Origin of the sequence: Mycolicibacterium alvei (genome assembly GCF_010727325.1) — a bacterium.
GTDB classification, from domain to species: domain Bacteria; phylum Actinomycetota; class Actinomycetes; order Mycobacteriales; family Mycobacteriaceae; genus Mycobacterium; species Mycobacterium alvei.
On sequence record NZ_AP022565.1, the window covers coordinates 1769490 to 1788040 of the forward strand.

The 18551-nt window shown below is 66.1% G+C and carries 16 protein-coding genes; 9 read left to right on the forward strand and 7 right to left on the reverse strand.

What is annotated here, in order from left to right; translation table 11 throughout:
- Nucleotides 1-14: 14 nt before the first annotated feature.
- Complete coding sequence (locus tag G6N44_RS08475) at nt 15-836, forward strand: mycofactocin-coupled SDR family oxidoreductase (protein ID WP_163663001.1); 822 nt, start codon at nt 15-17, stop codon at nt 834-836.
- 2 nt (nt 837-838) lie between these two features.
- Nucleotides 839-2329 carry a class I adenylate-forming enzyme family protein gene (locus G6N44_RS08480; protein ID WP_163663004.1) on the forward strand — a complete coding sequence of 497 codons (1491 nt, stop codon included), beginning with the start codon at nt 839-841 and terminating at the stop codon, nt 2327-2329.
- Nucleotides 2330-2348: 19 nt separating this feature from the next.
- Here the strand turns inward: G6N44_RS08480 and G6N44_RS08485 are convergent, their stop codons facing one another.
- From G6N44_RS08485 to purU, 4 genes are all read right to left on the reverse strand, one after another.
- Nucleotides 2349-3251 carry an alpha/beta hydrolase gene (locus G6N44_RS08485; RefSeq protein WP_163663007.1) on the reverse strand — a complete coding sequence of 301 codons (903 nt, stop codon included), beginning with the start codon at nt 3249-3251 and terminating at the stop codon, nt 2349-2351.
- Complete coding sequence (locus tag G6N44_RS08490) at nt 3248-4534, reverse strand: flavin-containing monooxygenase (RefSeq protein WP_407666175.1); 1287 nt, start codon at nt 4532-4534, stop codon at nt 3248-3250. Before G6N44_RS08490 ends, G6N44_RS08485 begins: the two co-directional genes overlap by 4 nt.
- Before the next feature lie 214 nt (nt 4535-4748).
- A complete protein-coding gene (locus G6N44_RS08495; protein WP_163663013.1) occupies nt 4749-5201 on the reverse strand; it encodes a MaoC family dehydratase in 453 nt (150 codons plus the stop codon).
- A gap of 23 nt (nt 5202-5224) precedes the next feature.
- Nucleotides 5225-6115 (reverse strand): formyltetrahydrofolate deformylase, encoded by an 891-nt coding sequence (gene purU, locus G6N44_RS08500; protein WP_163663015.1) that lies wholly within the window; start codon nt 6113-6115, stop codon nt 5225-5227.
- A gap of 457 nt (nt 6116-6572) precedes the next feature.
- Here purU and G6N44_RS08505 point away from each other — a divergent pair, with 457 nt between their 5' ends.
- From G6N44_RS08505 to G6N44_RS08515, 3 genes are all read left to right on the forward strand, one after another.
- The gene (locus G6N44_RS08505; RefSeq protein ID WP_163663018.1) at nt 6573-7328 is read left to right on the forward strand and encodes a hypothetical protein; all 756 of its coding nucleotides are present in this window, start codon (nt 6573-6575) and stop codon (nt 7326-7328) included.
- Nucleotides 7325-9475 carry an Rv1355c family protein gene (locus tag G6N44_RS08510; RefSeq protein WP_163663021.1) on the forward strand — a complete coding sequence of 717 codons (2151 nt, stop codon included), beginning with the start codon at nt 7325-7327 and terminating at the stop codon, nt 9473-9475. Before G6N44_RS08505 ends, G6N44_RS08510 begins: the two co-directional genes overlap by 4 nt.
- Before the next feature lie 80 nt (nt 9476-9555).
- The gene (locus tag G6N44_RS08515) at nt 9556-11355 is read left to right on the forward strand and encodes a putative bifunctional diguanylate cyclase/phosphodiesterase (RefSeq protein ID WP_276039909.1); all 1800 of its coding nucleotides are present in this window, start codon (nt 9556-9558) and stop codon (nt 11353-11355) included.
- Here G6N44_RS08515 and G6N44_RS08520 read toward each other — a convergent pair.
- Nucleotides 11335-12147: a hypothetical protein gene (locus tag G6N44_RS08520; protein WP_235682978.1), complete on the reverse strand. Its 813-nt coding sequence runs from the start codon at nt 12145-12147 to the stop codon at nt 11335-11337. The two genes, G6N44_RS08515 and G6N44_RS08520, sit on opposite strands and share 21 nt — an antisense overlap.
- 420 nt (nt 12148-12567) lie before the next feature.
- On the opposite strand from G6N44_RS08520, the gene G6N44_RS08525 reads away from it, so the two are divergent.
- Nucleotides 12568-13272, forward strand: a complete 705-nt coding sequence (locus G6N44_RS08525; protein ID WP_372508223.1) for a TetR family transcriptional regulator — start codon at nt 12568-12570, stop codon at nt 13270-13272.
- 10 nt (nt 13273-13282) lie between these two features.
- Complete coding sequence (locus tag G6N44_RS08530) at nt 13283-13936, forward strand: TetR family transcriptional regulator (protein WP_163663034.1); 654 nt, start codon at nt 13283-13285, stop codon at nt 13934-13936.
- A 7-nt stretch (nt 13937-13943) separates the two neighbouring features.
- Here G6N44_RS08530 and G6N44_RS08535 read toward each other — a convergent pair whose 3' ends face one another.
- A complete protein-coding gene (locus tag G6N44_RS08535) occupies nt 13944-14345 on the reverse strand; it encodes a PAS domain-containing protein (RefSeq protein WP_163663037.1) in 402 nt (133 codons plus the stop codon).
- A gap of 162 nt (nt 14346-14507) precedes the next feature.
- Between G6N44_RS08535 and G6N44_RS08540 the strand changes: the two genes are divergently transcribed.
- Nucleotides 14508-15746, forward strand: a complete 1239-nt coding sequence (locus tag G6N44_RS08540; RefSeq protein WP_163663039.1) for an acyl-CoA dehydrogenase family protein — start codon at nt 14508-14510, stop codon at nt 15744-15746.
- Complete coding sequence (locus tag G6N44_RS08545) at nt 15747-16880, forward strand: acyl-CoA dehydrogenase family protein (protein ID WP_163663042.1); 1134 nt, start codon at nt 15747-15749, stop codon at nt 16878-16880. It begins immediately after the preceding gene.
- 77 nt (nt 16881-16957) lie between these two features.
- Here the strand turns inward: G6N44_RS08545 and G6N44_RS08550 are convergent, their stop codons facing one another.
- Nucleotides 16958-18544, reverse strand: coding sequence for an FAD-dependent oxidoreductase (locus tag G6N44_RS08550; RefSeq protein WP_163663045.1), 1587 nt, complete (start codon nt 18542-18544; stop codon nt 16958-16960).
- Nucleotides 18545-18551 lie beyond the last annotated feature (7 nt).

An 18551-nucleotide genomic window follows, 5' to 3' on the forward strand; every position in this document is an offset into this window, starting at 1 on the left:
CCCAAGGAGAATCCATGACCGAGCGGCTCGCCGGAAAAGTTGCCTTCATCACCGGGGCTGCCCGCGGCCAGGGACGCGCGCATGCGGTCCGGATGGCCAAGGAGGGCGCCGACATCATCGCGGTCGACATCGCCGCGCCACTGCCGCCGAGCGTGCCCTATGACTCGGCGACACCCGAGGATCTGGCCGAGACCGTGCGCCTGGTCGAGGCCACCGGCAAGCGGATCCTGGCGGTCGCCGCCGACACGCGTGATCTCGACGCCCTGCGAGCGGTGGTGGACAAGGGGGTCGCCGAGTTCGGCCGGCTCGACGTCATCATCGCCAACGCCGGCATCACCGTGCCCGAAGCCTGGAACGAGACGACCCCCGAATCGTTCCGCGATGTCATCGACATCAATCTCACCGGGACCTGGAACACCGTGATGGCCGGCACCCAACACATCATCGACGGCGGCCGCGGTGGCTCGATCATCCTGATCAGTTCGGCCGCCGGCATCAAGATGCAGCCGTTCATGGTGCACTACACGGCCAGCAAGCACGGTGTCACCGGCATGGCCCGCGCCTTCGCCGCCGAGTTGGGCAAGCACCGGATCCGGGTCAACAGCCTGCATCCCGGCGCGGTCAACACCCCGATGGGCACCGGCGACATGATGACCGCGCTCAACCGGGCCAACGAGACCAACCCCGGCCTGATGCAGATGGTGACCCCGTTCCTGCCTGATTGGATCGCCGAACCCGAGGACATCGCCGACGCCGCATGCTGGCTGGCCAGTGACGAATCTCGGTTCGTCACCGCCAGCAAGGTAGCCGTGGACCTGGGCTCGACCCAGTTCTAGGCATGCCCGGCCCTCTGAGCACGGACTTCGCTGACGTCCTGGCGGCCGGGCTTCAGGCGTACGGCGACCGGCCGTTCATCGAGTTCGCCCGAAAGTGGTATTCGGGCAACGAGATCACGCAGTTCATCGAGCAGATCTCGGCCGCGTCGGACGAGGCCGGCGTACTGCCCGGCGAACCGGTCGGCATCGTCGTGCGGAACCGGGTGGCCCACGCCGCGACAATCCTCGGGTTCATCGCGACGCGACGCCCCGTGGTGATGATCTACTCGTACCAGTCCGCCGCCGCGATCGCCCGGGACGTCGGCAGCCTTGCGTTGCCGGCAGTTCTGGCCGATGTCGACGACTGGACGCCGGAACTCAACGCCGCCGTGCGTGCGGCCGGGTCGGCCGGTCTCTCCCTGTCCGGCGATCCGCTCCGGGTCGGCGTGACAGTGACGCGGCAACCGGGCAGCAGGCACGACCCGGCGCTGGAACAGTCCGGCCTGCACATTCTCACCAGTGGCACCACCGGACCGCCCAAGCGAATCCCGGTCGCCACCAACGTACTTGAGCACACCGTCCTGAGCACGACGATCGGTGCGGGCACCGAGGCTGTCGACCCCGACACGCCGCCCGCGTTGGTGTACTGGCCGTTCGGCAGCATCGGTGTCTGCCAACTACTGGCCGCGCCGTGCGCCGGCAAGCGCATGGTGCTGCTGGAGAAGTTCAGCGTCACCGAGTGGGTTCGTGCGATCAAGACCTACCGGATCACCCGGGCCGGGGTGCAACCCGCAATCCTGCGAATGCTGCTGCAGGCCGACGTTCCACCCGAGGATCTGGCCTCGCTGGAGGGGTTGTCCGGGGGCTCCGGTCCGTTGGAGCCGGAATTGCGGGCAGAGTTCGAGGGGCGTTACGGGATTCCGTTGTTGTGGGCCTATGGGGCAACTGAATTCGCCGGATCGGTGTGCAGCTGGACCCCTGAGCTGTACCACCGGTACGGCGCGGACAAACCTGACAGCGTCGGACGACCACTGCCCGGCGTGCGGGTCCGCATCGTCGACCCCGACACCGACACCGAAGTGCCCACCGGCACCATCGGAATGCTCGAAGCCGCCGTCGCAGTCATCGGACCGGATTGGGTGCGCACCACCGATCTGGCTTCCGTCGACGACGACGGCTTCGTCACTCTGCACGGGCGCGGTGACGGTGCGATCAACCGGGGCGGCTTCAAGGTCCTCCCGGAAGCGGTACGGCGGGTGTTGATCTCGCATCCCAGCGTGCTCGACGCCTGTGTCGTGGGGGTTCCGGATTCCCGGCTCGGCGCGGTTCCGTTCGCCGCGGTCGAGCTACGCCGGGATGCCGTCACACCCACCGAGGCCGAACTGAAGGACCTGGTGCGCGAGGAACTGCCGAGCCATCACGTGCCGGTGGCCGTGGCGGTCGTCGATGCACTCCCCCGCAATCCCGCGCTCAAGGTGCGTCCGGGAGACGTCGCGGCGCTGTATCGCCCCTGACGTCTCCCGCGAGCAGACATCAGCCCAACGTCCGGGCGAGGAACCTCACCTGATCCTCGACGGCCGTATCGAACCAGTCGTGGCCCGGCCACACATCGAAGTGGTCGCACGGGTAGTGATGGACCTGGGCCCTGGCCTGCACGGCCGTCTTCATCACCGAGTTGGCCGGCACGAACCGGTCGAAGTCGGCAACCTGAATCAGCACAGGACATTTCAGTGTCTTGGCAGCGGCCCCGGTCCGAATCTGCACCAGCTCCATGCCGATGGCCGAATCGACCTCGTTGCGCCACGTCGGCCCGGCGATCGCGCGGTAGCTGTCATATGCCCCGTCGAGGGCCAGTGCACCGGCCTCCCCTGGTTCGGCCGCCAACGGCATCAGTGTCGGCGCCCGGCCCGCCGCTACAGCTACGCGACTCTTCACGCCCGCCAGGGTCCAGCGCAACGCCGATGCGATGTCGCGGTGTGCCACGGCCGCCCGACTGGCGGCCAGCCCACTCGTCAACGGAGTCATGCCGATCACGGCGGCCACATCGGCGCACTGCGCGGCCACCCGCAGGACATGGCTACCGGAGAACGACGATCCCCACAGCACCACCCGCCGAGGGTCCACGCCCGGCAGTTGTTGGGCCGCCGCGATGGCCGCACCGTAATCCGCCATCTGACGCTCGACCGAAACACTCTGCCGCGGTGTTCCGTCCGAGGCCCCGAAGCCCCGATAGTCGAAGGCCACCGCGTCGAGGCCGGCCGCACTGAACCGCTCCGCGAAGGGTTGTAGACCGGAGTCCTTGGTGCCGCCGAAGCCGTGAGCCATCACCACCACGGGCCGGCCCGCCGGGCCGGTGAAGTCGTCGCCCGCGGCGGGGAAATACCATGCGCTGCAACGGTCACCGGCCGAATGGAACGTGAGCTCGGTGTAGGTCACGCCGGCACTCCCACGATCAGGCCGGCACCGTCGGCGGCACGCTCGGCCCCCGCAGGTAGCTCGCGCACGCGGAGGTCATGCTCGTAGATGAAGTAGTCCACCTGTTGGGTGTGCCGAGGCCGGTCGGTGCAGTGTCCGGCGTGTAGCTGTTGATCGGCATCGATCACCCGCTCCATCTCTGCCACCGGCGGCAGACCGTACCGCCCCACCGCATAGGCCGCCAGCAACCGCGACTGGCTCTCCACGAACGGGAACAGTGTCGGAATCGCCTGGGCGAAACCCATGAACACCAGATCGTTCATTCCGGGTTTGAACATCCGCTTATAGAGTCGGATGTGGTTGCCGGGGGCATCGACGACATCCCGGTCGAAGAACGGGAAGGTGATGTTGTAGCCCGTCGCGTACACGATCACGTCGAAGACGTCGCTTGTGCCGTCCTCGAAATGCACCGTGTCACCGTCCAACCGGGACACATTCGGCTTGGGAACGACATCACCGGACCCGAGCCGCAACGGCAGTTCTACCGATTGTGTCGGGTGCGCTTCGAAGAGCTTGTGATTCGGAGCCGGCAGTCCGTACATCGTCGGATCGGTGCCGAGCACGGGCGCAAGCATCTGCGCGAACTTGCGCTGCCACGACAACGGCAGATAGGGATTGGTGCGGAAGTATTTGTCACCTGGCTGTCCCGCAATGTATTTCGGCACGATCCAGGCGCTCGATCGGGTGGACAGCGTCACCTGGTTCTGCAGGGACTTGGATGACAACTCGACGGTGATGTCGGCGGCGCTGTTCCCGATACCCACCACCAGAATCCGCTTGCCGGTCAGCTCCAGCGGTTCGGTGGGGTCGATGTAGTGGTGCGAGTGGATATGTTCACCGGTGAACGTCCCGGGAAAGTCCGGCAGCCGGGGATCCCAGTGATGGCCGTTGGCAACGACGAGCAGATCGAACTCGCGGCGGGCGCCGGCCTGATCCTCGATCTCCCAACCACCCCCGTCGACGCGGGCCGCGTGCACCACCCCGTTGTTGAACTCGATGTTCTCCAACAGCCCGAAGGCATTCGCGTAGGCATCGAGATAGGCCTTGATGTCGGAGTGGTGCGGGAACGACGGGAATTGCTCGGGGATCGGAAAGTCCTTGAACGACAATCGATGCTTGCTGGTGTCGATGTGCAGTGAGCGGTACGCGCTGCTGTGCCCGTTCGGATTGCCGAAGGCCCAGTTTCCACCGATGCGGTCCGATCCCTCGAACGTGGTGTAGGGAACCCGGTAGTCCTTGAGCATCTTTCCGGCGGTGAGCCCGCTGATGCCCGCGCCGATGATCGCGGTCCGCGGCAGTGAACGCTGCAAAACAGTGCTCCTTCTACATTGTGATGCAGAACACTAACAGCGGACTTTGACGGACGTCAACGAATTCTGACAAGTGTCAGAAACGCCGCGAGCAGTCCCCCGGACGGGAGACTGCTCGTCGGAAAGGTACCGGGAACCCGGCCGCAGATCAGCCGATGAAACGGACGATCGACTCGGCGACCGCAGCGGGCTTGTCCGAACCCTCGATCTCGACCGTCACCGTCATGGTGGCCTGGACCGCGCCGTCGAGTTGCGCGACGTCGGCGATCGCCGCCCGCGCCCGCACATTGGCCCCGACCCGCACCGGCGTGATGAACCGAACCTTGTTGTAGCCGTAGTTGACCGCCAACTTGACGTTGTCGACGCGATACAGCTGGTGGGTGAAATGTGGCAACAGCGACAGGGTCAGCAGACCGTGCGCGATGGTCCCACCGAACGGCCCATCGGCCGCCCGCTCGGGATCGACGTGAATCCACTGATGGTCATCGGTGGCATCGGCGAACAGGTTCACCCGATCCTGGGTGATCTCCATCCACTCGGTCGGGCCCAACTCGCTACCCGCCGCCGCCACGAACTCATCAAGACCATTGAAGACCTTCACGCTCAACTCCTCCCGAACCGTGGTCAGAAGACTACGGTCTGATTCCCGAACCGGATTACGCGGTCCTCACAGTGCCACAGGACCGCCCGAGACAACACCAGCCGTTCGACATCGGCACCCAGACGCCGTAGATCACCGACCGAGTGCCGGTGGTCCACCCGGACCACGTCCTGCTCGATGATCGGGCCCTCGTCGAGATCGCCGGTCACGTAATGCGCTGTCGCACCGACCAACTTGACCCCGCGTTCCTTGGCCCTGCGATACGGCGCCGCACCGATGAACGCCGGCAGGAACGAATGGTGGATGTTGATCAGCGGACAGCCCACGCCGTCGAGGAACTCCGGGGTCAGAATCTGCATGTACCGGGCCAGCACCACCAGATCGACGTTGCCGCGCAACAACTCCAGTAATCGTTGCTCGGCTTCGGCCCGGTTGTCCGGCGTCGCGGGAACGTAGAGGAACGGCACACCGAACGCGCGCACCTGATCGGCGAGATCGGGATGGTTCGAGATGACCATGACGACGGACATGTCGAGCTCACCGCGCCGGTTGCGCCACAACAGATCGAGTAGACAGTGGTCCTCGCGGGAGGCCATCAGCGCCACGCGCTTGGGTTTGGAGGCCTCCGTGAGACGGAAGTCCATCTCGAACGGATCGGCCACCTGCTGCCGGAAATCGCGCTCGAGTTCGTCGCGCACCGCAGCCAGGCCCGGCAGGTGGAAGATCGTGCGCTGAATAAAGGTGCCGCCGGTCTGCTCGGTGGAGTGCTGATCCAACGACACGATGTTGGCACCGGCGCCGGTGAGGAAGCCGCTGATGGCCGCAACCAGACCCGGGCGGTCTCCGCAACGCAACAAGAGCCTGCCGACATCCCGGGCCGGCAAGGCAGTTGTTTTCGGGTACTCCTCGGTCATCGACACCAGAATCTCATCCCGCCTCCATCCACCGGCACACGGCCCGCCATTGCGCAGGCGATCCGAAAGACCCAACGCCCCGCCGAGGCGATCGGCATTCACCGCCGATGCGCAATCCCAACCGGGCCGACCGAGAACCTTCGCAGCAAAATTCCGCGGCGCCGCCGGACCGCCACCCATTCGACATCAACATCAAATCATAATTTTTGCCATGCGCTCGAACCACACGCTTATTCGGCGTAAATAGCGATTTTCGAATTTGCCATAATTGCACGGATCGGTGCGAAAATCAGTGACCGCCATGCAAAGTGCATCCCGTGTCCAGACAAGATTTCCCGGCTTGCTGGAATTCACTATGGGGCAGCGCAATACTCGTCACGTATTCGCTACGCCGTGCCCCTCACCGAAATCAGCCGTCCAGTCGGAAGGCACGGCTGACCGACGAAATGGATTCCAGATGACCGCTCCCCAACTCAATGCCGTCGCCCGCCAGAACGTGACGTTGGAAAAATCCCCGAATTGGTGGGACCCCGACAGTGAGTGCACGATCATCGTGACCCGGCCGTCCGCCGAGCGCGAACTGTGGAACGAATACGTCCGCGGAGCCGAGACGAACTACCGCAAGCACGGCGTGGAAAAGGCATTGGACCCGAAAGCGCTACAGACAGGCGCAGATACGGCGCTGTTCTGTGTCGGAATCAACGACGCCGGCCGGGTTGTCGGCGGCCTGCGTGCCAAGGGGCCACACCGAAGCGTCGAAGAAAGCCACGCGATCGTCGAATGGAGCGGGCAGCCCGCACTCGACTCGGTGCGAAAAATGATCGAAGACCGCGTGCCATTCGGAGTGGTGGAGATGAAGACGGCCTGGGTATGCGACGACCCCGAACAGAGTCGCGCACTCACCGATACGCTGGCACGTACGCCGCTGCATGCCATGACGCTGTTGGACATTCAGTTCGTCATGGCCACCGCGGCGGCCTATGTACTGAAACGCTGGTTGTCTTCGGGCGGTGTGCTTGCCGCCAAGATCCCGGCGACACCCTATCCGGACCAGCGGTACCAGACAAAGATGATGTGGTGGGACCGAAGAACTTTCGCCAGCCACGCCGATCCGGGCCAGCTGTCGCGCTACTTCGCCGAGGCCCGGCGAATTGGCACCAACCCCCCAAGCGCCGATTTCGACGCCCTCACCTCCACCCTGGCAGGACGATGATCCCCGACGTGAGCGATCACAACGACCCCGACCAATACCGAGCGATATTCGTCGACCACGATGACCATTCGGGTGGCACCCTCGACCAGCTGCGCCGGGATCCGCGTATCACCGTCATCGACGAATGCCGCCAACAGCAGGCTGCGCTGCGCACGCTGGTGCCTGCGGTCGACACCGAGATGCTCGACGAGCCGACCCGGTGGGCGTACTACCCGTGGCGCCGGTGCCTGGTCCATATTCTGGGGCCGGCCGCGTTCACCCGGCTACGGCTGGATCGCAACCGCAATCTGATCAGTGCCGACGAGCAGCGCCGCCTTTCCACCCGGAAGATCGGCGTCATCGGCCTCAGCGTCGGCCATGCCATCGCCTACAACCTCGCCACCGAGGGACTGTGCGGCGAGATTCGACTCACCGACTTCGACGAGCTGGAGTTGGCGAACCTCAACCGGGTCCCGGGCACCGTGTTCGACCTGGGTGTGAACAAGGCCGTGGTGGCCGCCCGCCGGATCGCCGAGATCGACCCGTATATGAAGGTCCGTATCGATCGCAACGGCGCAGTGGCCGAGTCCATCGATCAGTTCCTGCGTGGCCTCGACGTCGTTGTCGAAGAATGCGACTCGCTGGACGCGAAAGTCCTTGTCCGCGAGGTCGCCCGAGCCCGGCGGCTGCCGGTGCTGATGACCACCGGCGACCGTGGGCTGCTCGACGTCGAGCGGTTCGACCTGGAACCCGCGCGGCCGATCCTGCACGGTCTGCTCGGCGACATCGCCGCCCGCGACCTGACCGGACTCAGCAGCAAGGACAAGGTGCCCCATGTCCTGCGGATCCTCGACGCGGCCCAACTCTCTCCCCGGATGGCGGCATCGCTGGTGGAGGTCGGCAAGACACTGAGCACCTGGCCCCAGCTCGCCGCCGAGGTCGTACTCGGGGCCACCGTCGTCGCCAATGCCGTGCGGCGCATCGGTCTCGGTGAGCCGATGCCGTCCGGGCGCGTGCGCATCGACGTCGCCGAAGCGCTCGACCGCATCGACGATCCACTGCGCAACGGATCCGCACTTCCACCCGTCGACGTCCCCATCGAAGTCCACACCGAACCGACCCGGCTGGCAGACATCCTCACCAACGCAGCGATACGCGCCCCGTCGGGCGGCAATGTCCAACCGTGGCTCATCGAGGCCAGCGACGACCGGATCAATCTGCGCCTGGCGACGACGTGCACGACCACCATGGACGTCGGCTACCGCGGCAGCGCGGTGGCGCTGGGAGCGGCCGCATTCAATGTCCGGATCGCCGCGGCCGCTCACAACCTGACCGGGCACGTGCAGTGGTCCCGCGGCGACGAAGGCACGCCGCTGTGCGGAACCGTGGATTTCGTGCCCGGTAGCGCACCGCAGTTGGCCGAACTCTACGAACCGATGCTGGCCCGGGAGACCAATCGACTCCGGGGCACCTCGGCACCCATCGGCGCCGCCGTGATCGACGACCTGCGGGATGCCGCCCGAAACGAGGGTGCCGAACTGAGGATCCTCGACGGGCGGGCCGAGATCGAAACCGCCGCACGCCTACTCGCCGAAGCAGACCGAATCCGCTACCTCACCCCGACCCTGCACCGCGAGATGATGTCGGAGCTGCGCTGGCCCGGCGATCCGGACGCCGATACCGGTCTCGACGTGACCACACTCGGGTTGGATCCGGCCGACATGGTGATGCTCGATATTCTGCGTCGGCCCGACGTGATGGCGAAGCTGTCGGAGTGGAACGCCGGCGCGGCTCTCGGCGACGACACCCATGAACGGGTCACCTCGAGCTCGGCGCTGGCCGTCGTCTCGGTTCGGGGCCGCCGGCTGACCGACTACGCGCTGGCCGGATCGGCGGTCGAGGCCGTCTGGGTCCGCGCCCAACGCCACGGGCTGGCGGTTCAACCGGTGTCGCCGGTGTTCCTCTACGCCCATGACGATGACGACCGCCAACTGCTCTCGCCCGACCACGCCGACGCACTGGGCGACCTGCAGTACGCTTTTCGCAGGTTGACCGGCACCGAGCGCGACGAATCACTGGCGCTGGTGCTCAGGTTGTCCTACGCGCCGCGTCCGACCGTGCGCAGCAGACGTCGAGCCCGATCGGGTTCGGCACCGCAGTACGGCTGAGTCACGTGCTGAGGTATAGGCGGAGGTATCTGGTGCCAGGCAGCCTCGAACTACTGGTCACATCGGTGGCCACGCAACTGATGGCGGTTGATGCCGCGACCTCGGTCCCGGTGAGCCAACAGGTGCTTGCCGAACTGATCTCGTTCTTCGACGTGGACGTGAGCTTCCTGCGTCACAACGATCATGCGGCGCACGCGACGCGGCTGGTGGCCGAGTGGCCGCCGCGCCCACCCGACGCCCAGGCCGACCCGCTTGCGGTCATCCACTTCGCCGATGCCGATCCGGTGTTCGCGATGGCCGAGCACCTCAAGGAACCGGCGGTGTTCCGTCCCGAACCGGCCACCGACGACTACCAGCGCACGATCGAGGCCGGACGCCACATCGCGAGCACCTCGATGGCCTGTGTGCCGTTGTTGTCCGCCGACATCACCACCGGTGTCCTGGGGTTCGTCAAGTTCGGCGACCGCGAATGGTTGCCCGCCGAACTCAACGCCCTCAAGGCGATCGCCTCCTTGTTCGCCCAGGTGCAGGCGCGCATCGAGGCCGAGGACCGGTTGCGTTACCTCGCCGATCACGACCACCTCACCGGTCTGCACAACCGACGAGCGCTGATGGCCCACCTGGAGGCGCGGCTGGCACCGGGCCAACCCGGCCCGGTCGTGGTGATGTTCTTCGACCTGGACCGGCTCAAGGCGATCAACGATTACCTGGGACATACCGCCGGGGATGCCTTCATCAGCATCCTGGCCGAACGGTTGCAGCACGGGGACGACCAACCCAAGCTCATCGCGCGGCTAGGCGGTGACGAGTTCGTCGTCGTCCCCGCGGCGTCGATGACCGCCGAGGCGGCCACCGCACTGGCCTACCGGCTCCAGTCGGTGCTGCGCGAACGGGTCACCATCGACGGCGAGATGCTCACCCGCACCGTCAGCATCGGCTTGGCCGAGGGAATGCCAGGCCGCGACTCCACCTCCGATCTGCTCAACCGGGCTGACCACGCAGTGCTGACCGCCAAGAACTCCGGCGGCAATCAGGTCGCGGTGTTCTCCGATGCGATGGCGATGGAAATCGACTTCCGCAACGACATCGAGTTGCACCTGCAGAGCGTCATCGAGAGCGGGGCGCTCGTGTTGCACTACCTGCCCGAGATCGACATGCGTACCGGCGAGGTGCTGGCCGCCGAGGCCCTGGTCCGCTGGCAGCACCCGACCCGCGGCCTGCTGTCCCCCGACTCGTTCATCGGCGTGGCCGAATCCATAAACCTAGCAGGCGAATTGGGGCGCTGGGTGCTGCGGAACGCGTGCGCCGAGTTCGCCCGGTGGCGGTCCAACGGTGTCGGCCGCAACATCGTGCTGCGGATCAACGTGTCGCCGGTGCAGCTGGTGACCGACGGATTCGTCGAGTCGGTGGCCGGCGTCATGAAGGAGTTCCGTCTGCCCCGCGGATCGGTCTGTCTGGAGATCACCGAGAGCATCGTGGTGCAGGACATCGAAACCACCCGTTCGACCTTGACCGGACTGCACAAGGTGGGCGTGCAGGTGGCCATCGACGACTTCGGCACCGGATACAGCGCGCTGTCGCTGTTGAAGTCCCTGCCGGTGGACACGCTCAAGATCGACCGCAGCTTTGTCGCCGGACTCGGTTCAGACCCGGGCGATCTACCGATCGTGCGTGCGGTGATAGCCCTGGCCGGAGCCTTCGGGCTCCAACTGGTGGCCGAAGGCGTGGAGACCGAGCGGGCCGCGCTGACGTTGTTGCGGCACGGCTGCTACCGCGCACAGGGCTTCCTGTTGTCCAAGCCGATCCTCGGCCACGAGATGGCTGCGCTACTGACCAAAGGTCGGGTGGCAGTGCACTTCTCAGCCGCGCCGCGGACGTGAGCGATACGACTCACGCTTCGCGTCGCGCACTCCCCCGGAGCTGCAGTCGCCCGACGCCGCTCCGTCCCGACTGAGTTCCAGCAGTTCCACCCGGCCGAATCTGCTCGCGCTGTAGCCGACCAGGCCCACCTGCAGCGGTTTACCGGGCTCGAGGAGCTGATCGGTCACCGAGCCCGCACCACGGGGTTCGGTCGACAGGGCCACGCCGTGGCGGGCCCGCAGGGTCAATGGACCGTCGGCGGTGTCGATCACCGCGCCCAGTACCTCGCCCTCCTCGAACACAAGGCGCTGCAGGGTGGCGTTGTCCAGGGTGGGGATCTGCCGGTCTTGCACCTGTGCCGACAACCAGTCTCCGAGCACCGCCGCGGGACCTGCGGCCGGTTCGACCTCGACTGCGCCCAGCATCTTGACCTGGATCTCGTCGCCGGCGCCGGACGCCATCGAGGTGGTACCCCGGTCCGTCAACCGCGTGTAGAGCACGCCGTAGGAAGAAGTCAGGCATTGTTGCGCCCAGTCCTGTAGCCGGGCGCCGTAGAACGGCGCGATCCGGCCGCGTCCGGTGACCGGGGTCCATTCGCTGACCGTCCGCACCGTCGGAGCGGTGTCGGACTCGGAGTCGTCGAGCGGTGTCAGATCCGCAGCCAATGCGTCGAGGTACTCGCGGGTCTCGACATCCTCGATGCCCGCACCCAACCACGGTGTCTCCGGTCCCGACGGTACCGAGGGCAATGCTCCCGGACGCACGATATGCACGTCCAGCCCGGCATCCGCCGCCGCGACGGCCGCGGCCAACGCCCCTAAGCCTGAGCCACAGCAAACGACGTCGACTTCGTCATCCCACATCGGCTAGCGGCACTCCGGCTGAACTACGGGGTGCCCCATCAGGGTCGAATCACCTTGGTAGGCACCAGAATTTGGGGTCGCCATGGCCCGCACCGGGATTCGAGGGGGATTGCCGGTGCAGGCCATGGCAACGCTTCCACGATAGCCCTTGGCTACTGCCGACCGCCACATGACGGTGTTCGCCGCGGCTCCCGCGGCCGTGGCAGATGCCACCGCCGAGCGGACAACCCGCGACGAACCAAGAGTTATCACCCTAAGCACGATACATACCTTTAGAATGTTATGCACATATGGCGAAGACTTTGAGTCTGCAGGTCGCGACGATGAAACAGGACACGTCGGCCTGCCGACCAGAGGCAGGAAGGCCCCGTGGTGACTGAGCAGCTCGACCGCCGAGCAGAGCTGACGCGCCTTCAGATCCTGCAAGCGGCTGCGCGACAGTTCGCCCGCACTCCCTACAGTCTGGTCAGCCTCGACGACATCCTGGCCGATGCCAACGTCACCAAGGGTGCGCTGTACTTCCACTTCCGGTCCAAGCACGCATTGGCGCTCTCGATCGTCGAGCGCCGGGTCACACTGGCCAAACGAGCCGTGGAGGACGTCCTGGCCCGCAATCTATCCGGTGCGGAAACGCTGATCGACCTGTCGTGCCTGGCGGCCGCCGAGGACATCGGCGATCCGATCGCCCGGGCCTGCCTGAACCTCATAGAGTCCATCGGCCACGCCGACGGCGTGCGCGCCCGGACCCTCGACTCATGGGTGCAGGGCTTCGCCGGGATCGCCAAGCGGGCGATAGGCGAAGGCGATTTCACCGCCGACACCGACCCCGAAGCGGTCGCCCGGTTGCTGGTCTCGATCCACCTGGGTGTGCGTCAAACCAGCGACCTCGACGATCCGCATCGCTTCCTTTCCGATCTGGAACACACCTGGCGGCTGGTATTACCCGGGTTCGTCGAACCGGAGCGGCTCGGTTACCTCACCCAGTACATCCAGCGTCGCACCGCGATGGGCCGAAGAAACGTGACCCCGCTATACGTCGCAGGCCCGACCGAGCACCCAACGCAGCAGGACTGAGGTCGCCACCATGGCACGTCAAGCCCGATCCGAGATGACCCGGCACAAGATCATCACCGCGGCCGTCGGCCTGTTCAACGAACGGGGGTATCCGGGGACTGCGCTGGGAGACATCATCGCGCGGGCCAAGCTGACCAAGGGCGCGTTCTACTACCACTTCGATTCCAAGGAATCGCTGGCCGAGGCGATCATCGACGAGGGTTGCGGCGCAACGCTGGCCACCTTCCGGGCCGTCACCGAATCGCCTTCCCCGGCGCTGGAGAACACCATCCACGCACTGTTCGAGGTCGCCGATTTCACGCGTACCGACAAAATCGCCCGCATCGGTGTCCAGCTGCTGCGAACGTTCTGCGGTATCAATGCCGTCGCCACCGACGTCTATATGAGTTGGATCAACGAGATCACCGAGCAATTGAGCCAGGCTGCCGAGGACGGCGATCTCCGGGACAACCTGGACTTCGTGGGCACCGCCGGAGTCATCCTGGGATCCATGCTGGGCGCCGAGGCCATCTCGCGCGCCACAGCGAACGGCACCGACTTTCGCGACCGGGTAGCGCACACCTGGGATCTGCTGTTGCCCGCGATCGTCGCCCCGGATTCGATGGGCTACTTCCGGGAATTCCTGGCGCGGGAATCGCTGCGGCGCTCCCAAGCCGCCGGTTGACCAGCGCCTATAGTTCGTCGGCCCACAGCTGTTCGGTGAGGTCCTGGAACGTGGCCAACGCAACCGGATCATCACCGCGCAGTAGCGCCGATTTGCTCATCCGGGCCCGCACGACCGACCCGTCGTGGTGCATGAGCGCGACGAGCAGACCGGCATGAGCGCGCATCACCGAGACCGCCGAAGCACCGGCCGGCAACTCGTGGAACACGCCGGCAAACGGCATGTTCATCAGGTCCTCGGTGCTGCGACCCACCATCTCGCCGAAGGCACTGTTGGCGAACAGGATGGTGCCGGCCTCGGCAATCGCCAACACCGGCACCGGGAACCTCTCCAGCACCACCAGGGCAGGAAGGTTCTGCAGCAGTGCCATCGGAGATTGGGGGTCCTGACCGCTTTGGCGACGATCCACGCCCTCGATTATCGCCTGTGACCTCGGTCGGGCACCACCTCCACCCAGCAACCTCGGACCGCATCGCACTCGCATCGGGTCGGCCGCAGGTTGCGGGGTGGCCTGCGCCACTTGACTAACTAGGTTTACTCTGTGGAGCGACATCAGCAGACAGGGGCAGGCATGGACCTGAAGTGGTCGACGAGCGACCAGGAATTCCGCGACGAGGTTCGCGACTTTCTCGCCACGAATCTGACTCCCGAACTCCGGCGCGCGGGCCAGTTGATGACCAGCGTGTATGCCGATCACGACGCCAGCATGGCCTGGCAGAAGATCCTGCATGAGCGGGGATGGGCAGCCCCGGCGTGGCCGGTGGAACACGGCGGCTGCAACTGGAGCTTGACCCAGCATTACATCTTCAGCCGCGAATCGACCCTGGCCGGTGCCCCGTCACTCTCGCCGATGGGCATCCGCATGGTGGCCCACGCCATCATCAAATTCGGCACGCAGGCGCAGAAGGACTACTTCCTTCCCGGCATCCTGACCGGTGACGTGTTCTTCTGCCAGGGCTACTCCGAGCCCGAGGCCGGCTCGGACCTGGCGGCGCTGTCGATGGCCGCGGTCGTGGATGAAGCGGCCGGGGACCTCATTTGCACCGGCAGCAAGATCTGGACCACCCACGCCCAGGAAGCCAACTGGATGTTCGCGCTGGTACGCACCACCCGGGGCGCCAAGAAGCAGCAGGGCATCACTTTCGTGCTGATCGACATGAACTCCCCCGGCATCGAAATCCGCCCGCTGGTCATGACTTCCGGCGAAGAGGTCCAGAATCAGGTCTTCTTCGACGAGGTCCGGGTACCGAAGGCCAACGTGATCGGCACGATCGACGACGGCTGGACGGTGGCCAAGTACCTGTTGGAATTCGAGCGCGGCGGTGGCGCCAACGCGCCGGCCCTTCAGGTGCTGGGCGACGAGATCGCCGCGGTTGCCGCCGAGCAACCCGGACCGTCCGGTGGCCGGCTCATCGACGACCCGGCATTCAGCCGTCGGCTTGCCGACGCCCGACTCCGCACCGATGTGCTGGAAATCCTGGAGTACCAGGTGCTCGCCGCGGTCGCCGAGGGCGGTCATCCCGGCACGGCATCGTCGATGCTGAAGATCCTGAGCACCGAACTGAGCCAGACATTGACCGAACTGTCGATGGAGGCCGCGGGCCCGCTCGCCCGCGCCTACCAGCCGCACGCCACCTTCCCGGGCGGCCCGGTGGCCGACTACGAACCACCCGCCGACGGCTATCACAGCGGAGCGCCCTGGCAGGCGGTCGCTCCACTGCGCTACTTCAACGACCGGGCCGGCTCGATCTATGCCGGTAGCAACGAAATTCAGCGAAACATCCTCGCCAAGGCGGAACTGGGGCTCTAGATGGACTTCAACCTGACCAACGAACAGGAACTGCTGCGCGACGGGCTGACCAAGTTTTTGGCCAGTCGCTACGACCTGGCATCCAGCCGGGCCGCGGCCAAGACCGGCCCCGGCTGGCAGCCCGAGATCTGGCGCAGCTTCGCCGACGAACTGGGAATCCTGGGCGCCACCCTGCCCGAGGAGGCCGGTGGCATCGGTGGCGGCCCGGTCGAAACCATGGTCATCGCACAAGCTTTGGGTCATGCCCTGGTGATCGAGCCGTTCATCGACACCGTGGTCGTCGCCGGCGGACTGCTGCACCGGTCCGGCGCCGCGGCCCTGCTGGAGAACATCGTGGCGGGTTCGGCGATCGTCGCACTGGCGGCCACCGAGCCGACGTCTGGGGACAACTGGCGTGACGTGTCCACCACCGCGCGCCGTGACGGTGACGAGTGGGTGCTCGACGGTGCGAAGATCATGGCCGTCAGCGCGCCCCTTGCCACCCACCTACTGGTGACCGCACGTACCTCGGGGGAACGCGCCGACACCGAGGGAATCTCCCTGTTCCTGGTCGATATCGCCTCGCCGCCAACGGGATTCACCGCACACTCGTACCGGACGGTGGACGACCGCAGGGCGTCGGACCTGACGTTCGCCGACGTTCGGTTGCCTGCCGGGGCGTTGCTGGGCACCGAGGGTCAGGCCTGGCCGTCGCTGGAGCTGGCCCGTGACGAGGGCGCGGCGGCCGTGTGCGCCGAGGCCGTCGGCGGAATGCGCAAGGTGCTGGCCGACACGGTGGAGTACTGCAAACAACGCCAGCAGTTCGGTCTTCCCATCGGCAGCTTCCAGGCGCTGCAGCACCGGATGGTCGACATGCACATGGAAGTCGAACAGGCTTCGGCGGCGGTCTATCTCGCCGTACTGAACCTCGATGCCGAGCCCGCGCAACGGGCCAAGGCGGTGTCGGCGGCCAAGGCCACCATCGGACGGGCCGCGCGCTTCGTCGGGCAGAACTCCGTGCAGTTGCACGGCGGCATGGGCATGACGGAGGAACTGGCGATCGGTCACTACTTCAAGCGGCTCACCGCGGTGCAGTACGAGTTCGGCTCAACCGATTACCACGTCGCCCGCTACGCAGAGTTGACGCGGGCTTGAGCGGCCGGCCTATTTGGTGTTGATGACGCGGGCGACCCGCACACCCCGCGACCCCGATCCGCAGACCGAAGCCGAAATCAGCCGCGCAGGCCCGCGCTGAGCATCTCCTCGACCGACACGAACTTCACCCGCGGCCGTGCGGCCTGCACGCCACGGTCCCGTTCCGCGGCGTCGATCGCACGCCATCCCGGCCAGCCGAGCGGCTCGGCACCCCGCGCCGCTAACAGCGCATCGAGCGACTCGCGGCCCTCGACCTCACGGGCCAACAGGCCGGCATCGACATCCGCCCACAACTGGGCCACGGTCTGCTCGGCGCACAGCCGGTTCGTACCGATCACCCCGCTCGGTCCGCGCTTGATCCAACCCGTCACATAGGTGCCGGGCACGACACGGCCCGAGTCGTTGGGCACGGTCCCGGAGTCGTCGTCGTAGGGCAGCCCGGAGACGGGCAGGCCGCGGTAGCCGATCGACCGCAGGATCAGCGACGTCTCGATCACCTCGGTACCGCGGACGTCGCTGCCGACCTCCAGCCCTCCGGCACGATCGGTTCCGTGGATGGCGACCGGGGTGGTGCCGAATCGGAACACCACCCGCCTGTTCCCGGGAGTCGGGCTGCGTTGGGCGTATTCGCGCGCGACAGCCAACTTGAACGAGGTCTCGACGTCGTCATATTCGTCATCGGCCGGTAGGTCCTGCGGGTCCACGATCACGTCGACCCCGTCGAGATGCCCCAGAGCCAGGAACTCCCCCGCCGAGAACGCGGCGTGCCCGATGCCGCGGCGTGCCAGGATCACCACTTCCCGGATTGCGCTGTCGGCCAAGGCATCCAGGGCGTGCTGGGCAATATCGGTGGCCTCGAGCGCGGCCCTGTCCATCAACAGCACCCGGGCGACATCGAGCGCGACGTTGCCGTTGCCGACGATGACCGCGCGCTCGCCCGACAGGTCGAACTGGTGCGCGGCGTGGTCGGGATGCCCGTTGTACCAGCCGACGAACTCGGCCGCGGCGTGGTGACCGAGGAGATCCTCGCCATCGATACCCAATCGCCGGCTGGTGGCCGCACCCACCGCGTAGATCACCGCGTGGTGATGGGCCAGCAGCTCGTCGTGGTTGATGGTGCGGCCGACCTCGACGTTGAAATGGCCGGCGAACCGCGGGCTGGTGAACACCCGCTCGAAGATGTCGACCACCGACTTGGTGTGTTGGTGGTCCGGTGCCACGCCCGCCCGGATCAGACCGAACGGCGTGGGCAGCCGCTCGAACAGGTTGATCTCCACACCGTCGACGTCGATCAGCTCGGCGGCGGCGTAGCAGGCGGCCGGACCCGATCCGACGATCGCCACCCGCAGTGATCCGGCTTCAACCACTGCGCGGGAAGTCGGCGCCGGTACGGTCACCGGTTCGAGCGGATGGCGCTCGAAATAGGCGGCATTGAGGTCCTTGAACCGCTGCAGTTCCCCGGGCAGGTCCTCGTCGTAGTAGATCGCGCCGACCGGGCATTCCTCGTAGCACGCGCCGCAGTCGATGCACGATTCCGGATCGATGTACAGCATCTCGGCCGACGCGGAATCCAGCCCGCCCTCGGCAGGACGGATGCAGTCCACCGGGCACACCGGAACACAGCTGGCGTCCTTGCAGCAGTTCTGCGTGATCACATAAGCCATCGACCTC